We start from the raw sequence: 23,796 nt of genomic DNA on the forward strand, positions 1-23,796 counted from the left end.
CTGGTTCCCATGCTCCTGCGTGGGAACCTCCAGCATGGCTTAGCCTGAATTTCGCAGGCCGGTCGCAATCCCGTTAATGGTCAGGTGGATGGTGCGCTGGCTGCGGGCGCTGGCAAACTTGCTGACTTTGACATTGTCTTTTTCATCCTGGCGCAGGCGGCTAATGACTTCAACCTGCAAGTAATTAAGCGGGTCGATATAGGCAAAACGTTCTTGCAGGGCAGCCACCAGTTCGGGGTTGTCAGCCAGCAGTTCGCGACCGGTAATTTTCTTGAGCATGGCCAGGGTTTTGGCGTGTTCGGTTTCAATCATGCCGAAGATTTTTTCCCGGGTTGATGTTTGCGTGACCAGTGAACTGTATTGCTTGCCAATGTTCAAGTCTGATTTTGCCAGTACCATTTCCATATTGGACAGCATGGTGCGGAAGAAGGGCCAATGCTGTTCCATTTCCTGCAATTGCTCAAGACGTTCCCGGGCGGTTTCAGGGGCACCGGGTATGCCTTCATTCAGATAGGTTTCGATTGCAGTGCCTACGCCATACCAGCCGGGAATCATCAGGCGGCATTGTGCCCATGAAAAACTCCAGGGAATGGCGCGCAGGTCTTCAATACGTTGGCCGCTTTTGCGTGAAGCCGGGCGTGAGCCAATATTCAGGCCGGCAATTTCATGAATGGGGGTCGCGGCAAAGTAATATTCATTGAATTCAGGGGTGCCGTATACCAGTTGGCGATAGGTGGCCTCGGCAATGGCAGACATATGATCCATCGCATGAGCGAATTTTTCCATGTGTCTGTCCCGGGTGTTGTTCTTGGCCGAGAGACTGGCTTCCAGGGTGGCGCAAACCAGCAGTTCAAGGTGCCAGCCGCCAATATCGGCATTCTTGTATTTGCTTTGAATGACTTCGCCCTGTTCGGTCAGGCGGATTTGCCCGGCAACCGTACCGGGTGCCTGCGCCAGAATGGCATCAAAGCTGGAGCCGCCACCACGGCCTACCGAACCGCCACGGCCATGGAACAGGCGCAGGCGGATATCGTGTTTTTCAAAAACCCGGACCAGTTCGAGCTCGGTTTTGTACAAGGCCCAGTTGGACGTTAGATAACCCCCGTCCTTGTTGCTGTCAGAGTAGCCCAGCATGACTTCCTGGATACCGTTCTGAGCGTGCCGGATACGGTTTTTGACAGCTGGCAGCCCAAGCCAGCGATCCATGATGTCGGCGCCAGCCTGAAGGTCGGGAATGGTTTCAAACAGGGGGACCACAATCAGGCCGTCATCCTCTGACAGGGGCAGCAGTTCGCCGTTTTCATCGCGTTCCTGCGTGATCAGGCCGGTTTCCTGCTGCAAGACCAGGACTTCGAGCATATCGCTAAGCGTTTCTGTGTGGGAAACAATATATTGCTGAATGGTTTGTTTGCCGTAACGCTTGCAGACAAAGGCGGCCGCACGCAGGATGTCCAATTCCTTGGTGGTTTCTTCGCTGTAACCTTGCCAGGGGGAAACCAGTGGACGGCTTTGATTGAGCTCGTCCAGCAGTAGCTCTACTTTTTCTTCTTCGCTTAAGCGGGCGTAGTCAACCGGTTTACCCTTGAAGGTAATGGCGGCGCGACGGTACAGTTCGGTCAGGATTCTTTCGTGAACATCCGAGCTTTGGCGCAGATCCAGGGTGGCCAGATGAAAACCGAAAACCCGTACTGCCTGCAATAGTTTGTCCAGATGCAAAGTCACCACAGCACCTGCCTGGTTTTGTTTCAGGGAGTCGATAATGATTTCAAGATCGTCCGCAAAGGCGGCAGGGGTGGTGTAGGGCTCTGCCACATGGGTGCTGCGAATGGTAATGCTTTGGTCGGTCAGCAGGCGTGCGGTGGCGGCCAGGCGGGCATAAATATAAATCAGGGCCCGGCGATAAGGCTCATCCTGACGGTGTTTGGACTGGTCGGGGCTGAGGTCGGACAGCGTTTGCAGAGCCTTGGTCACTTGGGTCAGCGAGGTGCTGAGTGACAGTTCGGAACCCAGCGAATGCACTTCAGTCATGTAATACTCAAAAATGGCGGTTGATTGGCGCAGGACGGCATGTTTAAGCGTGTCGGCATTCACGAACGGGTTGCCGTCACGGTCTCCGCCAATCCAGGAGCCCATTTTAAGGAAGGCAGGCAGGGATGGCGTCTCACTTGCCCCGTCCTCTGACAGCGTTTTCAGATAATGATTCAGGCGGCTGTATAGCTTGGGGATGGCTGTCAGGAAGGTGTTGTTGAAATAGGCAATGGCGTTTTCAATTTCATCATCCACCATCAGCTTGTTAAAACGCAGCATGCGGGTCAGCCACAGGGTTTTGATATGACCGGCCAGTTCGGTCTCAAGCTCTGCCTGTTCGTATTCGGTAAGCGGCTTGTCGTACAGGGCCAGGCAACGCCCAATCTCGCGGTGCAGGTCCAGCGTGCTTTTGCGCTGGACCTCGGTGGGGTGGGCAGTCAAGACCGGAACAATGCATGCCTTTGTAAAGAACTCCCGGATGGCTTCCAGTGACACCCCCTGTTCTTTAAGCTTAAGCAATGTATGCTTGAAACTGCCGCGTAGCTCATCACTGTTTTCCAGCAGAATGCGGCGGTGGCGCCTGTTCTGGTCACGGTCTTCGGCCAGGTTCGCCAGGTGCAGGAAGTAACTGAACGCCCTTGACAGGGTATTGGCTTCATCATCAGACAGTGAGGTGATTTTGTCCAGCAGGACCTCACTGTCATTGATATTGCCCTCTCTGCGAAAACTGACGGCAGAACGCCGCACGGTTTCAATAACATCAAAAATGGGTTTGCCGTCGGACTCATGAATGCTTTGTCCAAGGATTTTTCCCAGCAAACGGATGTCTTGCTGTTGCTCGCTCTTTGTCTTCTTCACACTTTGTCTCTACGTTTTAATGAATTGGAAAAAAACAATTGTAGAGGCAAATGTCAGAAAGGGTAATTGAAAATTTTGAAAGACAGGCTTTCGTCGATTAAGGAAAAAACAATCTAACGCTGTTCCGCCGCAATCGCTTCGGCCCTGATCTCTTCCGTCAGGCGTGCTTTCAGCTCCATGAATTCGGGTGTTGTCTTGACGGTGTAGTGTCGGGGGTGGGGCAGGTTAACCTTGATTTCGGTTTTGATGCGTCCGGGGCGGGCACTGAAAACGGCAATCCGGTTGGCCATGAAAATGGATTCATCAATATCATGAGTCACAAACAGGACGGTTTTTTGGGCCGACTCCCAAATGCCCAGCAACAGCTCCTGCATGAGCAGGCGGGTCTGGTTGTCGAGGGCGCCAAACGGTTCATCCAGCAGCAAAATCTTGGGGTCATTGGCCAGGGCACGGGCAATCGCAGTACGTTGCTGCATGCCGCCAGACAATTGTTTGGGAAAGTGCTGTTCAAAACCTTTCAGGCCAACACGGTGAATGAAGTAACTGCTGCGTTCCTTTTGTTCGGCGGCAGTCATGCCTTTTTCACGCAGGCCAAAACAAATGTTTTGTTCTACCGTGAGCCACGGAAACAGGGTATAGCTTTGAAACACCATGCCGCGGTCGGCACCGGGACCGGTAATGCGCTGGCCATCCAGAAGCACCTGGCCGGTGGTGGGGTGATCAAGCCCGGCAATAATGCGCAGCATGGTTGATTTGCCACAGCCCGAAGGGCCCAGGATAGTGACAAAATCATTTTCCTGGACGTTGAAATTGATCGGGGTCAGGGCTTGGGTTTGTGTGCCTTTTTTACCCGGAAAGACACGGCTGATGTTTTGTATTTCCAGCTGACTCATTACAGGTTGCTCCAGGCAAATAAATGGCGGTTGACCGCCTTGAAGGCAAAGTCGGAAATCAGGCCAATAACACCAATGGTGATAATGCCAAAAATAATCTGGCCTGTGTTCATCAGGGATTGACTATTGGTAATCATGTGACCGATACCGGACGAGGCACCGATCAATTCGGCCACAATCACATAGGTCCAGGCCCAGCCCAGCACCAAGCGCAGGATTTCTGCAATTTCCGGTGCTGCACCGGGCAGTATCACGCGACGGATGATTCCCTTGTTATTGGCGCCCAGCGTATAGGCCGCTTCCACCAGATCCTTGCGGGCATTACTGACCGTGACCGAAACCATCAGAATAATCTGGAAGACCGAGCCAATAAAAATCACCAGTATTTTTTGTGCTTCATCAACACCTGCCCATAAAATCAGCAAGGGAATAAATGCTGACGCTGGCAGATAGCGACAGAAGGAAACAAAGGGCTCCAGGAACGCTTCGATAAACTTGAAGGCCCCCATGGCAATTCCCAATGGCACGGCAACCAGACACGCCAGCAGGAAACCAACCAGCACACGCATGACCGTCATACCAATATCATGAATAAAATTGTATTCCGTGAAAAGCAGGTATCCCTCTTCAAGCATGGTAAGCGGGCTGGCCAGGAAAGTGGGGGAAACAAATCCCCCCAGGGTAAAAGCGGCCCAGACGGCAACGAATACAATGAAAAAGAGCAGACCCAGCACCCACTTGAAGCGTGGGTGAACGGGATGCAACGGCCTGAATTCAAAAATTTTGTGTTGTGTTGGTTTCATTACTGCGTTATTCAAGACTTAAGACGGCATGAGTTAATTAACATAAGTCGCATCAAACAGGGCGTTCAGGTCTGCTGGCGCCTTGCGGATCACTTTGGTGTCAATCAGGATGTCGGTGGCTTCTTTCATGAAGGGAATAATGTCATTTTTGAAGTATTCGCGACTGTCTTCCTTGGTTTTCCAGGTCAGGAATGAAGCGGATTTTTCGAATTGCTCAGCAGACTGCTTAACTTCGGCGCCCATGATGGTATAGGCTTCCTTAGGATTATTTTTAATCATCTCAAGGGCATCAGAGTAGCCGGCAACAAGTGCGTAACCGGCTTTGGGGTTGTCTTTGAGCCAGGTGGGGTTGCAGCCGACAAAGTCGATGATCGCAGGGTATTCAACGGTTGTTGCCAGGATTTTGCCGCCTTTTTCGTTTTCACGAACGGTGGACAGGTAGGGTTCGTAGCTCATGGCTACATCAACCTGACCTGCATTGAATGCCTGGGCAGCAGCCTGTGGTGACAGGGTGTTGGTTTTGATTTCGGACATTTTGATGCCGTTTTTGTGCATCATGTAAGACAACAGAAAGTAAGGAGAGGCACCCGCTGTTTCCACGGCAATGGTTTTACCTTTCAGTTCCTTGATGTCATTAACGTCATTGCGTACCGCGATGCCATCGGCGCCATGGGAGGCATCCAGCATGAATATTTGGGTGACCGGTACATTGTTGGCATTCCAGGCGATGAAGCTGTCGATGGTGGTGGCCACACATTGCAAAGAGCCGGAAGCGTAGGCCAGCAGACGGTCTTTAACGGGCAGGAATTTGATGTCGACATCCAAACCGTGTTTTTTGAAAAAGCCGGCTTTTTGTGCCAGGGTCAGGGGGGCAAATCCGGTCCAGCCAGACATGCCAATGACCACTTTGGTGGTTTCCTGGGCCGAGGCGGTAGCGGATACGGTAGAAAAACACAGGCTCAGGCCGACAAACAATGCTTTTTTCATTAAAGACATGATCTTTCCTTCGAGGTAACAGTAGGTGTGTTTTGGGGCGGTTATTTAAATACCAGGCAAGCCAAGATTTTATGACAGATTTGCGTAAATACGATTTATTCCCATGGAATTCGGTTAATTAGTTTTGGAAAATGATTGTTTTTTGTGGTTGAAGAATCATCTGGACACAAGACAGTCGTCTACGTATAATTTACGCTTCAAACAGGGGTACTAAGCATTCGCTTGGTTGAGAGAGACCCTTTGTACCAGTACGGATAATGCCGAGGCTGGGAGTTCAACATTCGAATCCCTCGAAAGTCATTCCCTATTCGGCTCCAATTTTTTCATTTGGAGCAATCATGAGCGCTAAACCCATTTTTTCCGCAGCCACTGCACAGGTTGACAATGCGGCTGTCCAGTCATTGCCACGGTCACGCAAAATTTATGAACAGGGGTCACGCCCTGATATTCGCGTGCCTTTTCGGGAAATCTCGCAAGATGACACCCCCACTATGTTTGGTGGTGAAAAGAACCCACCGCTGACGGTTTACGATACCAGCGGCCCTTATACCGATCCCACCGTGCGGATTGATATTCGAAAAGGCTTGCCGGCATTGCGCAACGCCTGGATTGAAGAGCGCAATGATACCGAAGTGCTGGGTGGCCCCAGCAGTGAATACGGGCGGCAGCGCCTGCAAGACCCGCAGCTGGCCGCCATGCGTTTTGAATTGCAGCGCCCGCCACGACGCGCCAGGGCCGGGCAAAACGTCACGCAAATGCACTATGCGCGCAAAGGGATTGTGACCCCTGAAATGGAGTTCGTGTCCATCCGTGAAAACATGCGGGTGGAGCAGTACCTGGAAAGCCTGCGCCAAAGTGGGCCCGAAGGGGAAAAACTGGCCGCACGCATCAGCCGCCAGCATCCGGGCCAGTCGTTTGGGGCATCCATTCCCCAGCGCATCACGCCGGAATTCGTGCGCGATGAAATTGCCCGTGGCCGTGCCATTATTCCGGCCAATATCAACCACCCTGAAATTGAACCGATGGTGATTGGCCGCAATTTCCTGGTCAAGATCAATGCCAATATTGGCAACTCGGCCTTGGGGTCGGGCATTCACGAAGAAGTGGAGAAAATGACCTGGGCCATCCGCTGGGGTGGCGATACGGTGATGGATTTGTCGACGGGTAAAAATATTCATGAAACCCGCGAGTGGATCATCCGCAATTCGCCGGTGCCGATTGGCACCGTGCCCATTTACCAGGCGCTGGAAAAAGTCGATGGCAAGGCCGAAGAATTGACTTGGGAAATTTTCCGGGACACCTTGATTGAACAGGCCGAGCAGGGTGTGGATTACTTCACCATTCATGCCGGTGTGCGTTTGCCTTTCATTCCCATGACCGCCAATCGCATGACGGGTATTGTGTCGCGGGGTGGTTCGATTATGGCCAAATGGTGCCTGGCGCATCACAAGGAAAGTTTCCTGTACGAGCATTTTGAAGATATTTGCGACATCATGAAAGCTTATGATGTGAGCTTCTCGCTGGGAGACGGCTTGCGCCCGGGCTCGGGTTACGATGCCAACGACGAAGCCCAATTTGCCGAGCTGAAAACCCTGGGCGAATTAACCCAGGTGGCCTGGAAGCACGATGTGCAGGTCATGATTGAAGGTCCCGGTCATGTACCGATGCACCTGATTCGTGAAAACATGGACATGCAGCTGGAACATTGCCATGAAGCACCGTTTTATACGCTGGGCCCGCTCACTACCGATATTGCGCCCGGCTACGATCACATCACTTCAGGCATTGGGGCCGCCCTGATTGGCTGGTACGGTACCGCCATGCTTTGTTATGTAACCCCTAAAGAACACCTGGGTCTGCCCAATAAGAAAGATGTGAAAGATGGCATTATTACCTACAAAATTGCCGCTCATGCCGCTGATTTGGCCAAAGGGCATCCGGGCTCAGCCATTCGGGACAATGCCCTGTCCAAGGCACGTTTTGAGTTCCGCTGGGACGACCAGTTCAACCTGGGGCTTGACCCGGATACGGCCAAGGATTTTCATGATGAAACCCTGCCCAAAGATTCCATGAAAGTGGCGCATTTCTGCTCCATGTGCGGACCGCATTTTTGCAGCATGAAAATCACCCAGGATGTGCGTGAATATGCCGAACAGCAGGGAATCAGTGACAAGGATGCCCTGCAAAAAGGCATGCAGGAAAAATCCATCGAATTCGTGAAAAAGGGCGCCGAGATTTATCATCAGGCGTAAGCGGTGGAAGACTGATGGTTCCCACGCGGGAGCATGGGAACAAGAAGTTAGCATCTAGTCTCCACGCTCCTGCGTGGTGACCCCAGTCTCCCCTCGCAGCTCGTTCCCATGCTCCTGCGTGGGAATGCCTACCGCAGCCTGGTCCCCCAGCCATATCTGTGCACAGGAACGCCTAATCACCAAACCATTTCAAGCTTGAATGAAGTCCGGCAGTTTCACCCACCACAATAAGGGCGGGGGCTTGTGCCTGTTTGGCCAGTTCAGGCAGTTGTGCCAGGGTACCGGTCTGAACCTGCTGGTTCTTGCGGGTACCATGGCTGATAATGGCAATGGGTGTGTTTTCTTTGCGGCCATGGGCAATCAGCTGGTGTGAAATTTCCTCGGCCTTGATGGTGCCCATGTAAATCACTAATGTCTGTTTGCCACGGGCCAGGGTTTTCCATTCCAGCTCATCACCATCGGGGCGGCAGTGGCCGGTAATGAACATGGCGGTTTGAGCGTGATCACGGTGTGTGAGCGGAATACCGGCATAGGCGGTTGCGCCCAGTGCCGCGGTAATGCCCGGAATCACCCGGTAAGCAATGTTTTCTTCACGCAGGGCTTCCAGTTCTTCGGCTCCACGGCCAAAGACAAACGGGTCGCCTCCTTTCAGGCGCACCACGCGCAGGCCCTGTTTGGCGTATTTGATCAGGCGCTGGTTGGTGTCTTCCTGGGCGACCGAATGCGCGCCTGCCCGTTTACCCACCGATTCCCGAATCGCATCACGGCGTACCAGTTCCAGGATTTCATCGCTGATCAGGGCATCGTACAATACGATATCGGCCTGCTGAATGGCTTGCAGCGCTTTTAAGGTAAGCAGCTCCGGGTCACCGGGGCCGGCACCGACCAGCGTGACTTCACCGGGCTGGCGGGTATGGCCATTCAGCTGTTGTTCCAGTTCTTCTTCGGCCTGTTGGGGTTGTCCGTTTGCCATCAGGGTGTTAAAACGGCTGGCAAACAGGTTCTCCCAGAAGCGGCGGCGTTCCGTGATGTTGCTCAGGCGCGCTTTGACCTGCTCGCGCCATTTGCCAGCCAGGCTGGCGACTTCACCTAAATGATGGGGAATCAGGGCTTCCAGTTTTTCCCGCAGCAGCCGGATCAGGACAGGAGAAGTGCCCTGGCTTGAAATGGCAATTTGAATGGGGGCACGGTCAATGACGGAGGGCAGGATGAAGGAGCAGAGCTCCTGGGTATCCACAATATTTACCAGTTTCTGGCGCCGCTCGGCTTCGCTGGCGATCTGGCGGTTCAGTGCTGCATTGTCGGTGGCACCAATAACCAGAAATACATCATTTAATTGCTCTGCCTGAAACGAGTCTGCAACATGGCTGATACGGTCTTCCTTGACCCATTGGGCCACTTCATCACAAAGCGCCTGGGCAGCCATGCGCACCTGGGCGCCGGCTTTGAGCAGGGAAGCAATTTTACGTGCGGCAACGTGGCCACCACCGACAACCAGGACGGGGCGCTTGTTGAGATTGGTGAAGATGGGGTAATAAGAAGACATCAGAAACCAGGAGCGATAAGAAACAATGATGGGATCTGATGAATGCTATATGAAATATTTAATAAATAAAAATAACTATTTCATTGATGTTTAAAACTGAAGGTTATATAAGGTTGTTGGCTATATTGGTGCCCATGCTCCAGCGTGGGCACCGGAAGGCACCGGCGCATGAACTCAGGCTTTGGCAAACTTGCGCAGCACCACCATATTGTTGCGGTGCATCAGTTCAGCGGCGGTCATTGAGCCCAGAATGGTTTCAATTTTATGGGTGGGCTGGCGCATGATGCGGCGGGTGTCTGAGGAGGAATAGTTGATCAGGCCGCGTGCATATTCAACATTGTTTTCATCCATGCAGGCCACGACATCGCCCCGTTCAAACTCACCATTGACGCGGATAACGCCCACGGGCAGCAGGCTTTTTCCTTGCAGGGTAAGGGCTTTGAGGGCACCTTCATCCAGGGTGATCTGGCCGCGCAGCCGCAGGTGATCGGCCAGCCATTGTTTACGGGCAGAGCGTACCGCCACCGAGGCACGCAATTCGCTGCCAATGGATTCTCCCTGACTTAAGCGTTCAAGTACGTTAGGTTCACGGCCCGAGGCAATGACGGTATGTGCACCGCTATTGGCTGCACGTTTGGCCGCCAGCACTTTGGTGGCCATGCCACCGGTACCAATATTGGAGCCGGCGCCACCGGCCATTTCCTCAAGTGCAGGATCGCCTGCCGTGGCCACCGAGATGAGTTTGGCCTGTGGGTTCTTGCGTGGGTCGCTGTCATACAGGCCGCTTTGGTCAGTCAAAATAATTAAAACATCCGCCTCAATTAAATTGGTGACCAGGGCACCCAGCGTATCGTTGTCGCCCAGGCGGATTTCATCGGTAACCACGGTGTCGTTTTCGTTAACGATGGGAATGACCCCCAGATCAAGCAGGGTAAACAGGGTGGAACGGGCATTCAGATAGCGGTGGCGATCGGCCAGGTCTTCATGGGTTAACAAAATCTGGGCGGCGCACAGATTGTGCTCATGAAATGCGGTTTCATAGGCCTGAATCAGTCCCATTTGTCCGATTGCCGCGGCAGCCTGCAGTTCGTTCATGGCTTTGGGGCGGGTTTGCCAGTTAAGGCGTGCCATGCCTTCGGCCACTGAACCGCTGGATACCAGAACCACTTGCTTGTTTTGTTTCCTGAGCGCGGCAATTTGCGATGCCCACTGCCGGATGGCGGTGTTATCCAGGCCCTTGCCATTATTGGTAACAAGAGAAGAGCCCACTTTAATGACAATACGTTGGGCTGAATGAACGGCAGATTGGGGCACGGTGCTCATGATGTGAATCGGGAGAGAAACAAAAAATAAATGATTGATTAAAGGTTATGACGGGAATCATCAAAGCGCGGATCTTCAGGGGTATAGTTTTCCTGCTGTTTATCCTGCTCGAGATGTTCTTGAGCCTTGACTTTGTCGAGGTACTCTTGCAAAGCCCAGACCAGTTCTTGCGTGCCTTCGCCGCTAAGGGCTGAAATGGCAAATACCGGGCCATCCCATCCGAATTCCTGGCAGAAGCGTTGTTTGATTTCTTCCGGGTTTTCAAGCATATCCAGTTTGTTAAGCACCAGCCAGCGGGGCTTGTTGTACAGTTCCGCATCGTACAGGCGCAGTTCTTCCACAATGGCCCTGGCATCGGCCACGGCTTTTTCGACGGGATCGACATCGGGATCAAGGGAGGAAACATCGACCAGGTGCAGCAATACCCGGGTACGGGTAAGGTGGCGCAGGAACAGGTGGCCCAGGCCAGCCCCTTCGGATGCCCCTTCAATTAAACCGGGAATGTCGGCCACGACAAAACTGCGAGCCGCCGAGGTGCGCACCACACCCAGGTTGGGGTGCAGCGTGGTAAACGGATAATCGGCAATTTTAGGTTTGGCGTTGGAAATTTTGGTGATAAGGGTGGATTTGCCGGCATTGGGCATGCCCAGCAGGCCCACATCGGCCAGTACCTTCAATTCCATTCTCAGTTTGCGCTGTTCACCTTCGGTACCATGGGTAAACTGGCGCGGTGCGCGATTGACGCTGGATTTGAAATGCAGGTTACCCAAGCCGCCCTGGCCGCCCGCTGCCAGGGTGACTTGTTCACCGTGGCGATCCAGGTCGAACAGCTGCTCGCCTGTTTCATAGTCATAAATAACCGTGCCGACGGGAACCCGCAAGGTAATATCGGGTGCGGCTGCACCGTACTGGTCGGAGCCTCGGCCATTTTCACCGTTTTTGGCACGGTGCAGGCGGGCATAGCGAAAATCGATAAGGGTATTGATATTGCGGTCGGCGATGGCATAAATGCTACCGCCACGACCGCCGTCTCCGCCGTCGGGGCCGCCTTTGGGAATAAATTTTTCACGCCGGAAGCTGGCTGCGCCATTGCCGCCTTTTCCTGCGATCACTTCGATGGTGGCTTCGTCTACGAATTTCATGGTTCGCTTTTCTGCTTATAAACAGTTATTCTAAATCCAAATTGCGTTAGCTGCATTTCGGAAGGGGATAAAAATAAAAATGCCGCTCACCTGATAGAGTGAACGGCATTGATTGTTTTTGAAACTGCGCTTATTCAGCAGCAATAACAGAAACGGTTTGCTTGTTGAGTGCGCCTTTTACAGAGAACTGTACGCTGCCATCAACCAATGCAAATAAAGTGTGGTCTTTGCCGATACCTACGTTGGTTCCGGGGTGGAAACGAGTGCCACGCTGACGAACAATGATGGATCCTGCCGGGATTACCTGACCACCGTACGCTTTAACACCCAGACGTTTGGATTCTGAGTCGCGGCCGTTGCGGGTTGAGCCGCCGCCTTTCTTTTGTGCCATGATTAGCTCCTGCTGTATTAAGGTAAGTCGAAATTAAGCTGTGATAGCTTCGATAACGATTTGTGTGTAATTTTGGCGATGGCCTTGGTGACGCTGATAGTGCTTGCGACGGCGCATTTTGAAAATTTTCACTTTATCGTGACGACCCTGTGCAAGAACCTTTGCTTTCACCACAGCACCAGCAACTAAAGGAGTACCAACCTTGATTGATTCACCTTCGCCTACTGACAGAACCTGGTCTAGCGAGATTTCTTGCCCAATGTCAGCCGGTATCTGTTCTATCTTAAGTTTTTGACCTTCGGCAACACGATACTGTTTGCCACCGGTTTTTATGACCGCGTACATATGGTTTAACCTCAAAAATAATTAAGTAACATAGCAAAATTTATGCTAAGCCTTGCATTTTATCCTGCTTGCTTCTGAAAAGTCAAATAAATCAATTGCTTGATGAAATAAAGTTGGGTACCTGGGGGGATGGGTGTGGTTTTCAGGCACGTGCCCAGGTATGGCCCGTCACAAAGCCGCGATGGTTTTCCCGGTAAAGTCCGGGATGCGCCGGGTCTTCCTGAAGGGCAGCAAGCAGGAGGGGTTCGGCAGGGTGGTCATCGGCAAGGAAATGCAGGCCAAGCTGTTGCTGTAACTGCGAGGCATCAAGTGTTTGTCCGGATGTCGCCCATGCTTCGGATAACCAGTTCAGCCGGGGCAGGACAAGCCAGCGAATGTTGTCGGGCTGGCGGGCAAGGCGGGCCAGGAAATCGGGCAGACGCAGCCACCAGCCTTTATTATGAGCCGGATTCAGGCAGTCAAGCGTGGTTTTTCCTGGGAACAGATAGCTGTCCCAATCGCTACCTTGCAAGGGATAAAACAGCCAGCCTTTCAGGTAAATCCCCCATTCATCCACCTGCCTGCCCAGCCGGGTGGTAATTTGCTCATGAGCGGACAGTTGCAATTGGTGGTTAAACAGACGTTGTGTTTTTCTGTATAGCGTGTCGTGCAACTGGGTGCCAACGAAACGATGCAATTCCTTGTTGGCCTGCCCGTCAGTAGGCAGATCGGGCGCTTCAGATAAGGGCACGTAAAGGTAAAGCTTGACGGCCAGTTCCCAGTGATGAATGGCTCCGGTTTTGTTTTCCTGCCAAATGTAATCTACTTCTCCCAGCGTTTTACGGCCTTTTTCCGGGGCAACCGGTTCCAGGTGAATAGGGTGGTGGTGCAGTAAAAGCCGGGTGTCCTGGCAGTGGTCCAGCCCCAGTTTCAGAAGGTGTTCGGCATATAGACCCAGACGCCTGAAGCGGGTTTCCGTTTGGGGCGTCAAAGCCATCGGATGTTGCTGCTCTTGGTACATCCATTGCATGATGTGTTGCAGGCAATGATCCGGAAAGCGGGCGGGGGGGTAAGAGGCAAAGCCGGGTGCCAGCAAGGGTTGGGTATGCAGCAGCCAGTACAGGTCGCGCCAGGCCTGGCAGGGTAATGTGGGCTGTTTGGCAGAAAAAAACCGGTCAACGACAGGCGTGACCGGTTTTTGTGGGACAGTCATGTCGTATCAGGAACGGTAATCTGCGTTAATGGTGACGTACTCATGAGAGAAGTCGCAGGTGTAAACTGTCTCGGTCACATCGCCGCGACCCAGGGAAATGCGCACCAGGATTTCGGCTTCGTTCATGACGCGTTGGCCATCTTCTTCCTGGTAAGCCGGGGAGCGGCCGCCGTTTTCGGCTACCAGCACATCACCCAGCCATAAGCGGGTTTTGTTCACGTCAAGGTCTTCGATACCCGCGTAACCCACCGCAGCCAGAATGCGGCCCAGGTTTGGATCGGAAGCATAAAACGCGGTTTTCACCAGTGGTGAGTGGGCAATGGCATAAGCAACTTTAAGTGCTTCTTCGGAATTGCCTGCGTCTTCAATGCGAACGGTAATGAATTTGGTGGCCCCTTCGGCATCGCGTACGATTTTTTGTGCCAGCTCGCGAGCCATGGCAGTCAGTTCGTTCTTGATGGTTTCGTAGTGAGGGCTGCTGGTGTTGTCTACCTGAATGCCACTTTGACCGGTGGCGGCTACGATGAAAGAGTCATTGGTGGAGGTGTCGCCATCAACCGTGATACGGTTGAAAGAATGATTGGCAATGTCCAGGGTGAGTGACTTGAGCAGCTGGGGCTCGATATCGGCATCGGTTGCCAGGAAGCCCAGCATGGTTGCCATGTTGGGGCGAATCATGCCAGCGCCTTTGCTGATACCGGTAAAGGTCACGGTTCTGCCATCAATCTCGATTTGTTTGGAGCAGATTTTTGGCTGGGTATCGGTGGTCATGATGCCGTAAGCGGCTTTCATCCACTCGTTTTTACCCAAGGCACTGATGGCCTGGGGCAGGGCGGCAATGATTTTTTCGCAAGGCAGGGGCTCAAGAATGACGCCAGTGGAAAAAGGAAGGATTTGTTCTTCCAGTACACCGAGTTCTTTGGCCAGGGCATGGCAAGTGGCATACGCACGTTCAAGACCATCAGCGCCAGTGCCTGCGTTGGCATTGCCTGTGTTGATGAGCAATGCACGGATGTCATGACCGGCTTGCAAACGAGATTCGCAGATTTGAACAGGCGCGGCACGGAAACGGTTTTTGGTAAAAACACCCGCTACGGCAGTACCTGGGCTGAATTTGAAAACAGTAAGATCTTTACGGTTTTCTTTTTTGATGCCAGCTTCGGTCACACCGATTTCTACGCCTGCGACAGGAAAAATATCAGTTTCTTTGGGAATATGAAGATTGACAGCCATTCTGCTTTTCTGCCCCTGGGGTTATGGAATACCCTTAATAATAACCGTAAATAACTGGAGATGCTATAAAAAGTGGTAGGGCTGAAAAAAATGTGGTGAGTGGTATAAAGTTTTGATGTGTTTTTCAAATATGCTTGCTTGTAACGGAATTAAAAGCTCTCCCGAAAGCGGTTGGTAATTTCCCAAAAGCAAGTGCCAGAATAATAAAAACGCAAAGCAATGAAAATGACCGCATAAAACCATGCGGTCATTTTGGGGTACAGGCTCAAAAGCCCGAACAGAAGTTTATTACTATTCAACCATCAATCAAATAGCCGCAAAAGCCTTTTCCGCCGCATCCAGCGTTTGGGCAATGATGGCATCATCGTGTTTGGCCGATACAAAGCCCGCCTCAAACGCGGACGGTGCCAGATGAACGCCCTGGTCCAGCATGGCATGGAAAAACACTTTGAAGGCTTCTATATTGGCATCGGACACTTCAGCAAAGCTGGTGGGAATGCTTTCGCGGAAATACAGGCCGAACATGCCGCCTACCGAATCGGCGCAGAATGTGACACCGGCGGCCTTGGCGCGCTCGCTTAGGCCATTGACCAGTTTCTGGGTTTGCGCCGCCAGGTTTTCATAAAAGCCGGGGCGACCCAGGATGTCCAGGGTGGCCAGGCCGGCGGCAACCGAGACCGGGTTGCCGGAAAGCGTGCCTGCCTGGTACACCGCGCCCAATGGGGCAATGTGTTTCATGACATCGGCACGGCCACCAAAGGCGCCTACCGGCATGCCACCGCCAATTACTTTGGCCAGGGTGGTCAGGTCGGGGGTAACACCGCTTAAACCTTGCACGCCTTGTGGGCCAGCCCGAAAACCGGTCATCACTTCATCAAAAATCAGCAGGGCACCGTATTGTGTGCACAATTCACGCAGGCCTTCCAGGAAGCCGGGGGCCGGCTTGATCAGGTTCATGTTGCCGGCAATGGGCTCAACGATAATGCAGGCAATGTCATCGCCATGCTGTTTGAAGGCTTCACTAACGGCATCAAGGTCGTTGTAGTCAAGCACGATGGTGTGTGTCACGAACTCGGGCGGCACGCCGGCAGAAGTGGGGTTGCCAAAGGTGAGCAGACCCGAACCGGCCTTGACCAGCAGGCTGTCGGCATGACCATGGTAGCAGCCTTCAAATTTAATGATTTTGGCGCGGCCGGTGGCACCACGGGCCAGGCGAATGGCGCTCATGGTGGCCTCGGTGCCCGAACTGACCAGACGAACCTGCTCAATGGAGGGCAGGCGCTTGATGATGGCTTCGGCCAGCAGGGTTTCACCTTCGGTGGGCGCGCCAAACGAAAGACCGTTAACCGCTGCGTCTTGCACGGCCTTGACAACTTCAGGGTGGGCATGGCCCACAATGGCAGGGCCCCATGAGCCCAGGTAATCAATGTATTGCTTGCCGTCGGCATCCCAGATATGAGCATCGCGTGCCTTGCTGATGAAGCGGGGGGTGCCGCCTACCGAGCGGAATGCGCGGACGGGAGAGTTGACACCGCCAGGAATGGATTGTGCGGCGCGGGCAAAGAGTTCTTCGTTACGTGACATGAGATTCAGTTTTCAAAAAGGTTGGAAAGGGCCTGGGCCGTACTGCGGATATCGGTTTGTTCAAACAGTCCGGAAATGACGGAAATACTGTCCGCACCGGCCTGGATGACGCTTTGGGCATTATGGATGTCTATGCCGCCAATACCCACCAGGGCGGGGCGTGGAGATTGGTTTTGTACCAGCAGTCTGGCAGCGGGAAAAAGATCAAGGGTCGCTTTTTCGGCCTCGGGTTTGACCTGTGAGGCAAACAGTGCGCCAAAGGCGACATAGTCCAGGTCCTGTTCGATGGCCTGCCGGGCCTTGTCCAGCTCATTGTAGCAGGACACGCCAATCAGCAAGGGGGTCTGACGTGGGTGGCTGGCCGCCTGTTGCCGGACAAACCCGGGGTTTGCGTCGTCACGACCCAGGTGAACGCCGTCCGCATCAATCGCCAGGGCCAGTTTCCAGTCGTCATTAATGAAAAAAAGCGTGCCGTGCTGTTGGCAGATGTCGGCCACCTTGGCGGCTTGCTCAAGGGCCGTTTCAAACGGCGTGTTTTTGCGACGCCATTGCAGTACCGTCATACCGCCTTCACAGGCTTGTTCAATGGCTTTGTAGAGTTTTTCAATGTCGTCCCAGGCGGGGGTAATGCCATACAGCCCTCGGGGGAAACGCAGTTTTTCAGTCATGGTCAAATTGATTGGGCATGGGTTTTCCCATGCCTAAGGGGTAGCATTGTTCAAGTATTGATTGGGTGTATTGTATTGCTTTTTCAGAGGCTTGCAAAACGGGCATGCCTTTGGCCAGGTAACAGCAAAGGGCCGTGCTGGCAATGTCTCCGGCTTCGGGGTGGCGGTCGGGAAAATAAGCGCTCACAAGCTCCGTGCCTTCAGGGCTGTACAGGATGTTGGTTTTTTTTCTGTCCTCAAGTGGTTGACCCAGCAACAGGCAATGGCGGGCACCTTGCCCAAGGATGAACGGGATGAGATCTTGTGTGTTGCTGTTGTCTTCGCCGGCCCATTGATTGGCGTACGTGTGGTCAAGTACCACGGTGTGCGCCAGGGGCAGCAACAAGTCCTTGACCGCGCTGATGATGTCTTCAATATCTTCAGGGTCAGGGCTGTTAAGGGTGTTGAAAAAGGTTTTGCCCAGATCCACCACCAAAGGCGCGGTGTCGTAATCGGCAGCGATTTGCGCGATGATGCTGACGGTTTCGGTCGAACAAAAACCATTGGCCTTGATGGCCTGGATGGCACAGTCTTCCAGCAGGCAGCGGGCCTGGTTGTTCAATATTTCCGGGTCAACTGGATGGATGGATTCGGTGGCAGCGGTGTCCTGGACGGCCAGGGCGGTGATTGAGGCCAGCGGGTGGCATTTCAGGCGGTTGGCCGTAATCGCTCCGGCGGGCAGACCGAACCGTCCGCTGGGGTCGAAAACATTGAAAAATAATACGGTTGCGGGTAAGGAATTGGACACAATCTGGCTTTGTTTCTGTACTATTGGGATTATTGGATTGTAGCCATTTTCGATAAATCAAATATCGGGAATGATTTCAAACTAAAATTAAGGTTTCATTTATATTTATTGTTGGAAAGTATCTCTATGCGCACTTGGATGTGTTTGATTTGTGGTTGGGTTTATGACGAAGAAGCCGGCTTGCCCGAAGAGGGTATTGCACCGGGTACCAAATGGGAAGATGTACCGCCAAATTGGGTCTGTCCCGAATGCGGTGCCCGCAAGGAAGATTTCGAGATGATGGAAATCTGATCAACAGTAAGAACAAAATAATCCAGGGAGTCAATCATGGAAGAACAGCCAGCGCCAACAGAGCCCGGTTTCATGAGCATGGCCAACCAGTTCCTGATGGCCATGCCTTCACATAACTCAGACCTTTTTGAAGGCGGGGTTATTTATGTTTGCGAGCATTCAGAGCAGGGCGCACTGGGCCTGCTGTTAAACCGACCCACCGACTTGTCCGTGAAAACCTTGCTCGAAAGGCTGGAACTTGACGTTCAGGAATCGGACCCCAAAGGGATTGTTTTTTATGGTGGTCCGGTCCAGACAGACCGGGGTTTTGTGTTGCACAGTCCGGTTCGCAACTACCGTTCAAGCGTTGTTTTGGGTGATATGGCTTTAACCACGTCACGCGATGTCCTTGAAGATGTGGCCAAGGGTACCGGCCCTGAAAAAGTGTTTATATCACTGGGTTATTCGGGTTGGAATGCCGGGCAGCTGGAACAGGAAATTGCCGATAATGCCTGGCTGAATGTCGATGCCGACATGTCGGTGATTTTTGACAAGGCACCCGCCGAACGTTATGTGGCGGCCCTGGCCCTGCTGGGCATTGAGCCTTCTGCCCTGTCAGGTGAATCCGGGCATGCCTGAGCAGACTTTTCTGGCCTTTGATTTCGGCCTGAAGAAAATTGGCGTTGCCATTGGCAACAGCCTGACCAAAAGCGCCCGTCCGCTGTGTATCCTGAGGCCTGCCACCAAACAGGCCCGTTTCGAGCAAATCGCTCAACTACTGAACGAGTGGCAGCCCGATTGTGTCATAGTCGGCCTGCCGCTCACGCTCGAGGGCCAGGAACAGCCAGCCTCATTGCAAAGCCGGCGTTTTGCCAACCAGCTTAACGGGCGATTCGCCGTCAAGGTTGAGCTGGTCGATGAACGGGGCTCCAGTCTGGAGGCCCAGTCGTACCTGGGCAACAACGATGATGATGATGCGGTGGCCGCATCCATTATTTTGCAACGTTATCTGGATAAGCTGGCGTAAAATGACAAAACATGATTTTGACAATTACAGGAAGAAACAATGGAGTTAACTCTACCTAGAGCGGAAGACTTGTATGCGCATATGAAAGCGGGCATTGAAGATCTTCTTGGGAAACTTGACCCTGACTTGGTGCACCTGGTTGGCATTTATTCGGGGGGTGCCTGGTTGGTGGAACGGTTGCAAAAAGACCTCAAGCTGAAAAATCCCTCCGGCGTGATCAACACCAGTCTGTATCGGGACGATTTTCATAAAATCGGCCTGCATTCGCAGGTTCTGCCCAGCTCCATTCCCTTTGAGGTCAATGGCAAGCATATCATCATGGTGGACGATATTTTGTATACCGGTCGCACCACAAGGGCTGCCATCAACGAGCTTTTCGATTACGGGCGTCCCGCTTCCATTTCCCTGGCCGTACTTATTGACCGTGGTGGCCGTGAGCTGCCGGTAGCCCCCAATATATGCGGCGGCGTGATTCCCCTGGAAAAAGGAACCAATTTTGTGTTGTCACAAAATGAACAAAGATTATTTGATATTGATTTAAAAAAGGAAAACGTCGGTGCATAATCCTCAGCTTAATCGACACGGAGAGTTAACGCATTTACTGAGTACAGAGGGATTGCCCAAAGATATTCTGACTCACATCCTGGATACTGCACAAACTTTTGTTCCCCTGGCGGAACGGGAAGTCAAGAAAGTGCCGCTGTTGCGTGGCAAGAGCGTTTTCAATCTTTTCTTTGAAAACTCAACACGTACCAGAACCACGTTCGAGATTGCGGCAAAGCGTTTGTCAGCAGATGTATTCAACCTGAATATCAATGCCTCATCTACGGCCAAAGGCGAGTCCCTGCTGGACACCATCAGTAATTTGACGGCCATGCAGGCCGATATTTTTGTGGTCAGGCACGAAGCCAGCGGTGCGCCTTATCTTATCGCCCAGCATGTCGAACCGCATATTCATGTGGTTAATGCGGGTGATGGCCGTCATGCACACCCCACCCAGGGTCTGCTTGATATGTACACGATCCGTCATTTCAAGAAAGACTTTTCCAATTTAACGGTCGCCATTGTGGGTGACATTTTGCATTCGCGCGTGGCCCGTTCCGACATTCATGCACTCACTACACTGGGAGCGGCAGAAATTCGTGCGATTGCCCCACTAACCCTGTTGCCGGGTGGACTTGAGCAAATGGGGGTTCGTGTCTTCACGAATATGGAGCAGGGTCTGAAAGACGTGGATGTGATTATCATGCTGCGTCTGCAAAATGAACGCATGAAAGGGGCACTATTGCCTTCTTCGCAAGAGTATTTCAAGCATTATGGCTTAACACGGGAAAAACTTGCTTATGCCAAACCTGATGCCATCGTCATGCATCCTGGCCCCATGAACCGAGGGGTTGAAATTGATTCTGCTGTTGCCGATGGCGATCAGGCGGTCATTCTGAACCAGGTGAATTTTGGTATTGCAGTCCGGATGGCTGTTATGAGTATTGTGGCAGGAGCTAGTCAGTGAAAATCTTGATTAAAAACGGTCGTTTGCTTGATCCCAAAAACGGCATTGACCAGACATGTGATATTTCAATTGCTTCCGGACGCGTGGTGGGCATTGGCAAGGCGGATCCTTCGTTCGAGGCCAAACGCGTTATTGATGCGCAAGGGCTGGCGGTCGTGCCTGGCCTGGTCGATTTGTCTGTCCGTTTGCGTGAGCCCGGTTTCGAGCACCGCGCAACCCTTGAGTCCGAGATGCATGCCTCGCTGGCAGGTGGTGTGACCAGCCTGGTCATTCCTCCGGATACCGATCCGGTACTTGATGAGCCCGGGCTGGTGGAAATGCTGAAACACCGCGCCAAACAGCTTAATCAGGCCAATCTATACCCATTGGGTGCCATGACGCAGGGTCTGAAAGGAGAAATCATCACTGAAATGGCTGAGCTGACCGAAGCCGGCTGTGTGGCGTTTTCTCAGGCGGTGCGTCCATTAATTGATTACGGTGTGCTGTTCCGTACCATGCAGTATGCCAAAACCTTCGACTATACCTTGTGGCTATATCCCTTCGATGCGGGCTTGTCCAAGGGGGGCGTAGCCGCCAGTGGGCCATTTGCTTCGCGTACGGGACTGGCAGGTGTGCCTGTGCAGGCTGAAACCATTGCCTTGCATGCCCTGTTCGAGTTGCAAAAAAGCACGGGTGTGCGTTTGCACTTGTGCCGGGTTTCAAGTGCGGCCGGGCTGGATCTGGTACGCAAGGCCAAGGCCGAAGGCTTGCCGGTCAGTTGTGATGTGTCTATCAACCAGATTCACCTGATCGACCAGGACATCGGTTTTTTTGACAGCAATTATCGTCTGGATCCACCTTTACGTTCACAGCGTGACCGTGATGCGATCCGTCAGGGCCTGGCCGATGGCACGATTGATGCCATTTGTTCCGATCATACGCCTGTTGACGATGATGGCAAGCTCCTGCCGTTTTCCGAGGCGGAGCAGGGTGCGACCGGTGTGGAACTGTTATTCTCCCTGGTTTATAAATGGGCCCTGGAAACCAAAACCCCGGTATTGGACGCATTGGCCAAAATCACCACACAGCCGGCCTCCATTCTGTTGTCCGGTGCGCCTGCACTGCCACCTTGCGGTCAGCTGGATATTGGTGCGCCTGCTGATTTGGCGCTGGTGGATCTTGACGCTGCCTGGGTTGTCAACCGTGAAACCATTTTCAGCCAAAGCTGCCATACGCCATTTTTTGGCTATGAACTGCCGGCCAAGGTCAAAATGACCCTGGTGAGTGGACGGGTTGTGTGGGAGTCGGCTTGATTCTGCGAATAATGCTTTTCAGCATAAGGGTTTTTTTTCTGATCCTTATGCTGGCGTTTGGCCTGGTAACCACCTCCTTGCTGTATCCATTGCTTAAGCAGTCCTCACGCGACATTATCACCCGTTGCTGGTCACGTCATTTGATGAAAGTCTGTGGCGTGCGTATTGTGGTTGAAGGGCAGCCTATCCTGAAAGGCGCGGTCATGTGGGTGGCCAACCATGTTTCATGGATCGATATCTTTATCCTGAACAGTTGTCGCACGACCTCATTTATTGCAAAAAGTGAAATCAGGAGCTGGCCGGTGATTGGCTGGCTGGTGGCATCGGTTGGCACGATTTTTATCGAACGGGGCCAGCGTCATGCCATTTCCCGGGTGAGCAAGTCTATTCTTGGGCTTTTCGGCAACGGGGCCTGTGTTGGCCTGTTCCCTGAAGGGACAACCACCGATGGTATGGATATGCGTTCCTTGCATACCAGCCTGTTTGAGCCACCGCTCAGGGCGATGGTGCCCATTCAGCCGGTGGCGCTTGTCTTCACGCAGCATGGCCGGCGCAGTGGTGCGGTGGCCTTTGTGGGTGAGCAGACTCTGGTGAACAATATCTGGCACTTGCTAAGTTCACGGGGTGTGCTGGTTTATGTCCGTTTTCTTGAACCGCTTAATCAGCCTGGTGTGCCGGTAGAGGCCACACGGACTGAAATTGCCGGTGAAATTCGTACGGCTATTATTCAGGAACTGAAAAAAGAGCTGGCCTGAGCAAATCCTGGGTATGCAATAAAAAAACCACTATTCCAATTTGAGCGGAATAGTGGTTTTTTTATGAGGTGGACTTTATGATTGTGGGGTTAATTTACAGCCGCGATTTGTATCAGCTTTCTGTCGTTAAGACGGATGGCGGTTAACTTGCCTCCCCATACGCAGCCGGTGTCAAGGGCAATCAGGTGCTCACGCAGCAGTAATCCCAGTGTGGACCAATGGCCAAAAATAATGGTGTCATCGACGGTTTTACGACCGGGAACCTCGAACCAGGGGATCAGGCCCTTGTCGCTGCCTGGCGCTTCCTTGGATGCAAAATCCATATGGCCTTTGCTGGTGCATAAACGGATGCGGGTAAGCGCATTGATAATCACCCGCAGGCGCTTTGAACCTTCGAGGGATTCTTTCCATTGAGAGGGTTCATTGCCATACATGTTCTGCAGGTTTTTTTTCCAGTCCCGGGAGCGCAGGGATTCTGCCGCCTCATTGGCCAGGCGCAAGGTGGTGGCCAGATCCCACTTGGCCATGACACCTGCATGGACCATCAGGTGTCCGTAATCGTAATGGGCCAGCGGGCGGTGCCTGAGCCAATTGATCAGGTCCCTGGCATCCTTGGCATTCAGGATATCGTCGATGGTATCTGATTTGTTTTGTCGCCGGATGCCGGCATAAACAGCCAGCAAGTGCAGGTCATGGTTGCCCAGGATGCAAACGGCCCTGTCACCCAGTTCAATCAGCCGTCTTAGCGTGCGCAATGACTCCGGGCCGCGGTTGGTCAGGTCACCGGCAAACCATAATTCACAGTTGGGATCGTCTTTGATTTCAGGTTGTTCCAGTAATGCATCAAGTGCCTTACAGCAGCCCTGTAAGTCACCAACAGCCCAAACGTTTTTATTCATGA

23 protein-coding genes are annotated in these 23,796 nt (G+C 52.8%); 8 read left to right on the forward strand and 15 right to left on the reverse strand.

Translation table 11 applies throughout. The annotated features are described in order from the left end of the window. Window positions 1-39 precede the first annotated feature (39 nt). The 4 genes from ppc to HCX92_RS03745 form a co-directional block, all read right to left on the reverse strand. Complete coding sequence (gene ppc, locus HCX92_RS03730) at window positions 40-2,886, reverse strand: phosphoenolpyruvate carboxylase (protein ID WP_169293572.1); 2,847 nt, start codon at window positions 2,884-2,886, stop codon at window positions 40-42. A 113-nt stretch (window positions 2,887-2,999) separates the two neighbouring features. Continuing rightward, entirely contained in the window at window positions 3,000-3,779 is a 780-nt protein-coding gene (locus HCX92_RS03735; RefSeq protein ID WP_169293573.1) for an ABC transporter ATP-binding protein, read from the reverse strand. Beyond that, window positions 3,779-4,582 (reverse strand): ABC transporter permease, encoded by an 804-nt coding sequence (locus HCX92_RS03740; RefSeq protein WP_169293574.1) that lies wholly within the window; start codon window positions 4,580-4,582, stop codon window positions 3,779-3,781. The genes HCX92_RS03735 and HCX92_RS03740 overlap by 1 nt, the downstream gene beginning before the upstream one ends. A gap of 33 nt (window positions 4,583-4,615) precedes the next feature. Next, a complete protein-coding gene (locus HCX92_RS03745; protein ID WP_169293575.1) occupies window positions 4,616-5,578 on the reverse strand; it encodes an ABC transporter substrate-binding protein in 963 nt (320 codons plus the stop codon). 338 nt (window positions 5,579-5,916) lie between these two features. Between HCX92_RS03745 and thiC the strand changes: the two genes are divergently transcribed. Further along, window positions 5,917-7,830, forward strand: coding sequence for a phosphomethylpyrimidine synthase ThiC (thiC, locus tag HCX92_RS03750; protein WP_169293576.1), 1,914 nt, complete (start codon window positions 5,917-5,919; stop codon window positions 7,828-7,830). 172 nt (window positions 7,831-8,002) lie between these two features. Here thiC and cysG read toward each other — a convergent pair whose 3' ends face one another. The 10 genes from cysG to HCX92_RS03805 all read right to left on the reverse strand — a co-directional run bounded on the left by cysG (window position 8,003) and on the right by HCX92_RS03805 (window position 18,041). Further along, a complete protein-coding gene (gene cysG / locus HCX92_RS03755) occupies window positions 8,003-9,376 on the reverse strand; it encodes a siroheme synthase CysG (protein ID WP_169293577.1) in 1,374 nt (457 codons plus the stop codon). Window positions 9,377-9,550: 174 nt separating this feature from the next. Continuing rightward, on the reverse strand, window positions 9,551-10,699 hold the full coding sequence (gene proB, locus HCX92_RS03760) for a glutamate 5-kinase (RefSeq protein ID WP_169293578.1): 1,149 nt from the start codon (window positions 10,697-10,699) through the stop codon (window positions 9,551-9,553). A gap of 38 nt (window positions 10,700-10,737) precedes the next feature. Further along, window positions 10,738-11,841 carry a GTPase ObgE gene (obgE, locus tag HCX92_RS03765; protein WP_169293579.1) on the reverse strand — a complete coding sequence of 368 codons (1,104 nt, stop codon included), beginning with the start codon at window positions 11,839-11,841 and terminating at the stop codon, window positions 10,738-10,740. A 130-nt stretch (window positions 11,842-11,971) separates the two neighbouring features. After that, a complete protein-coding gene (gene rpmA / locus HCX92_RS03770; RefSeq protein WP_169293580.1) occupies window positions 11,972-12,232 on the reverse strand; it encodes a 50S ribosomal protein L27 in 261 nt (86 codons plus the stop codon). 33 nt (window positions 12,233-12,265) lie between these two features. Then, window positions 12,266-12,577, reverse strand: coding sequence for a 50S ribosomal protein L21 (rplU, locus tag HCX92_RS03780; protein WP_169293581.1), 312 nt, complete (start codon window positions 12,575-12,577; stop codon window positions 12,266-12,268). 142 nt (window positions 12,578-12,719) lie between these two features. Further along, window positions 12,720-13,769 (reverse strand): DUF1853 family protein, encoded by a 1,050-nt coding sequence (locus HCX92_RS03785; RefSeq protein ID WP_169293582.1) that lies wholly within the window; start codon window positions 13,767-13,769, stop codon window positions 12,720-12,722. A gap of 6 nt (window positions 13,770-13,775) precedes the next feature. Then, window positions 13,776-15,002, reverse strand: a complete 1,227-nt coding sequence (argJ, locus tag HCX92_RS03790; RefSeq protein WP_169293583.1) for a bifunctional glutamate N-acetyltransferase/amino-acid acetyltransferase ArgJ — start codon at window positions 15,000-15,002, stop codon at window positions 13,776-13,778. A 306-nt stretch (window positions 15,003-15,308) separates the two neighbouring features. Then, a complete protein-coding gene (hemL, locus tag HCX92_RS03795) occupies window positions 15,309-16,586 on the reverse strand; it encodes a glutamate-1-semialdehyde 2,1-aminomutase (RefSeq protein WP_169293584.1) in 1,278 nt (425 codons plus the stop codon). 5 nt (window positions 16,587-16,591) lie between these two features. After that, window positions 16,592-17,254 carry a thiamine phosphate synthase gene (thiE, locus tag HCX92_RS03800; protein WP_169293585.1) on the reverse strand — a complete coding sequence of 221 codons (663 nt, stop codon included), beginning with the start codon at window positions 17,252-17,254 and terminating at the stop codon, window positions 16,592-16,594. Continuing rightward, entirely contained in the window at window positions 17,247-18,041 is a 795-nt protein-coding gene (locus tag HCX92_RS03805; RefSeq protein ID WP_169293586.1) for a bifunctional hydroxymethylpyrimidine kinase/phosphomethylpyrimidine kinase, read from the reverse strand. The genes thiE and HCX92_RS03805 overlap by 8 nt, the downstream gene beginning before the upstream one ends. A 126-nt stretch (window positions 18,042-18,167) precedes the next feature. On the opposite strand from HCX92_RS03805, the gene HCX92_RS03810 reads away from it, so the two are divergent. From HCX92_RS03810 to HCX92_RS03840, 7 genes are read left to right on the forward strand one after another with little or no spacing between them, the layout of a single operon-like run. Next, entirely contained in the window at window positions 18,168-18,332 is a 165-nt protein-coding gene (locus HCX92_RS03810) for a rubredoxin (RefSeq protein WP_169293587.1), read from the forward strand. Between the two features lie 36 nt (window positions 18,333-18,368). After that, window positions 18,369-18,950, forward strand: a complete 582-nt coding sequence (locus HCX92_RS03815; protein ID WP_169293588.1) for a YqgE/AlgH family protein — start codon at window positions 18,369-18,371, stop codon at window positions 18,948-18,950. Next, a complete protein-coding gene (gene ruvX, locus HCX92_RS03820; protein WP_169293589.1) occupies window positions 18,943-19,338 on the forward strand; it encodes a Holliday junction resolvase RuvX in 396 nt (131 codons plus the stop codon). The genes HCX92_RS03815 and ruvX overlap by 8 nt, the downstream gene beginning before the upstream one ends. 39 nt (window positions 19,339-19,377) lie before the next feature. After that, window positions 19,378-19,902, forward strand: a complete 525-nt coding sequence (gene pyrR, locus HCX92_RS03825; RefSeq protein WP_169293590.1) for a bifunctional pyr operon transcriptional regulator/uracil phosphoribosyltransferase PyrR — start codon at window positions 19,378-19,380, stop codon at window positions 19,900-19,902. Beyond that, window positions 19,895-20,848: an aspartate carbamoyltransferase catalytic subunit gene (locus HCX92_RS03830; RefSeq protein WP_169293591.1), complete on the forward strand. Its 954-nt coding sequence runs from the start codon at window positions 19,895-19,897 to the stop codon at window positions 20,846-20,848. Before pyrR ends, HCX92_RS03830 begins: the two co-directional genes overlap by 8 nt. Then, window positions 20,845-22,140, forward strand: a complete 1,296-nt coding sequence (locus tag HCX92_RS03835; protein ID WP_169293592.1) for a dihydroorotase — start codon at window positions 20,845-20,847, stop codon at window positions 22,138-22,140. Before HCX92_RS03830 ends, HCX92_RS03835 begins: the two co-directional genes overlap by 4 nt. Before the next feature lie 2 nt (window positions 22,141-22,142). Next, complete coding sequence (locus HCX92_RS03840) at window positions 22,143-22,895, forward strand: 1-acyl-sn-glycerol-3-phosphate acyltransferase (RefSeq protein WP_211182269.1); 753 nt, start codon at window positions 22,143-22,145, stop codon at window positions 22,893-22,895. Between the two features lie 89 nt (window positions 22,896-22,984). Here the strand turns inward: HCX92_RS03840 and HCX92_RS03845 are convergent, their stop codons facing one another. Then, the gene (locus HCX92_RS03845; RefSeq protein WP_169293593.1) at window positions 22,985-23,794 is read right to left on the reverse strand and encodes a symmetrical bis(5'-nucleosyl)-tetraphosphatase; all 810 of its coding nucleotides are present in this window, start codon (window positions 23,792-23,794) and stop codon (window positions 22,985-22,987) included. Window positions 23,795-23,796 lie beyond the last annotated feature (2 nt).

It is taken from the genome of Advenella sp. EE-W14 (assembly GCF_012923605.1).
GTDB classification, from domain to species: Bacteria; Pseudomonadota; Gammaproteobacteria; order Burkholderiales; family Burkholderiaceae_B; genus Advenella; species Advenella alkanexedens.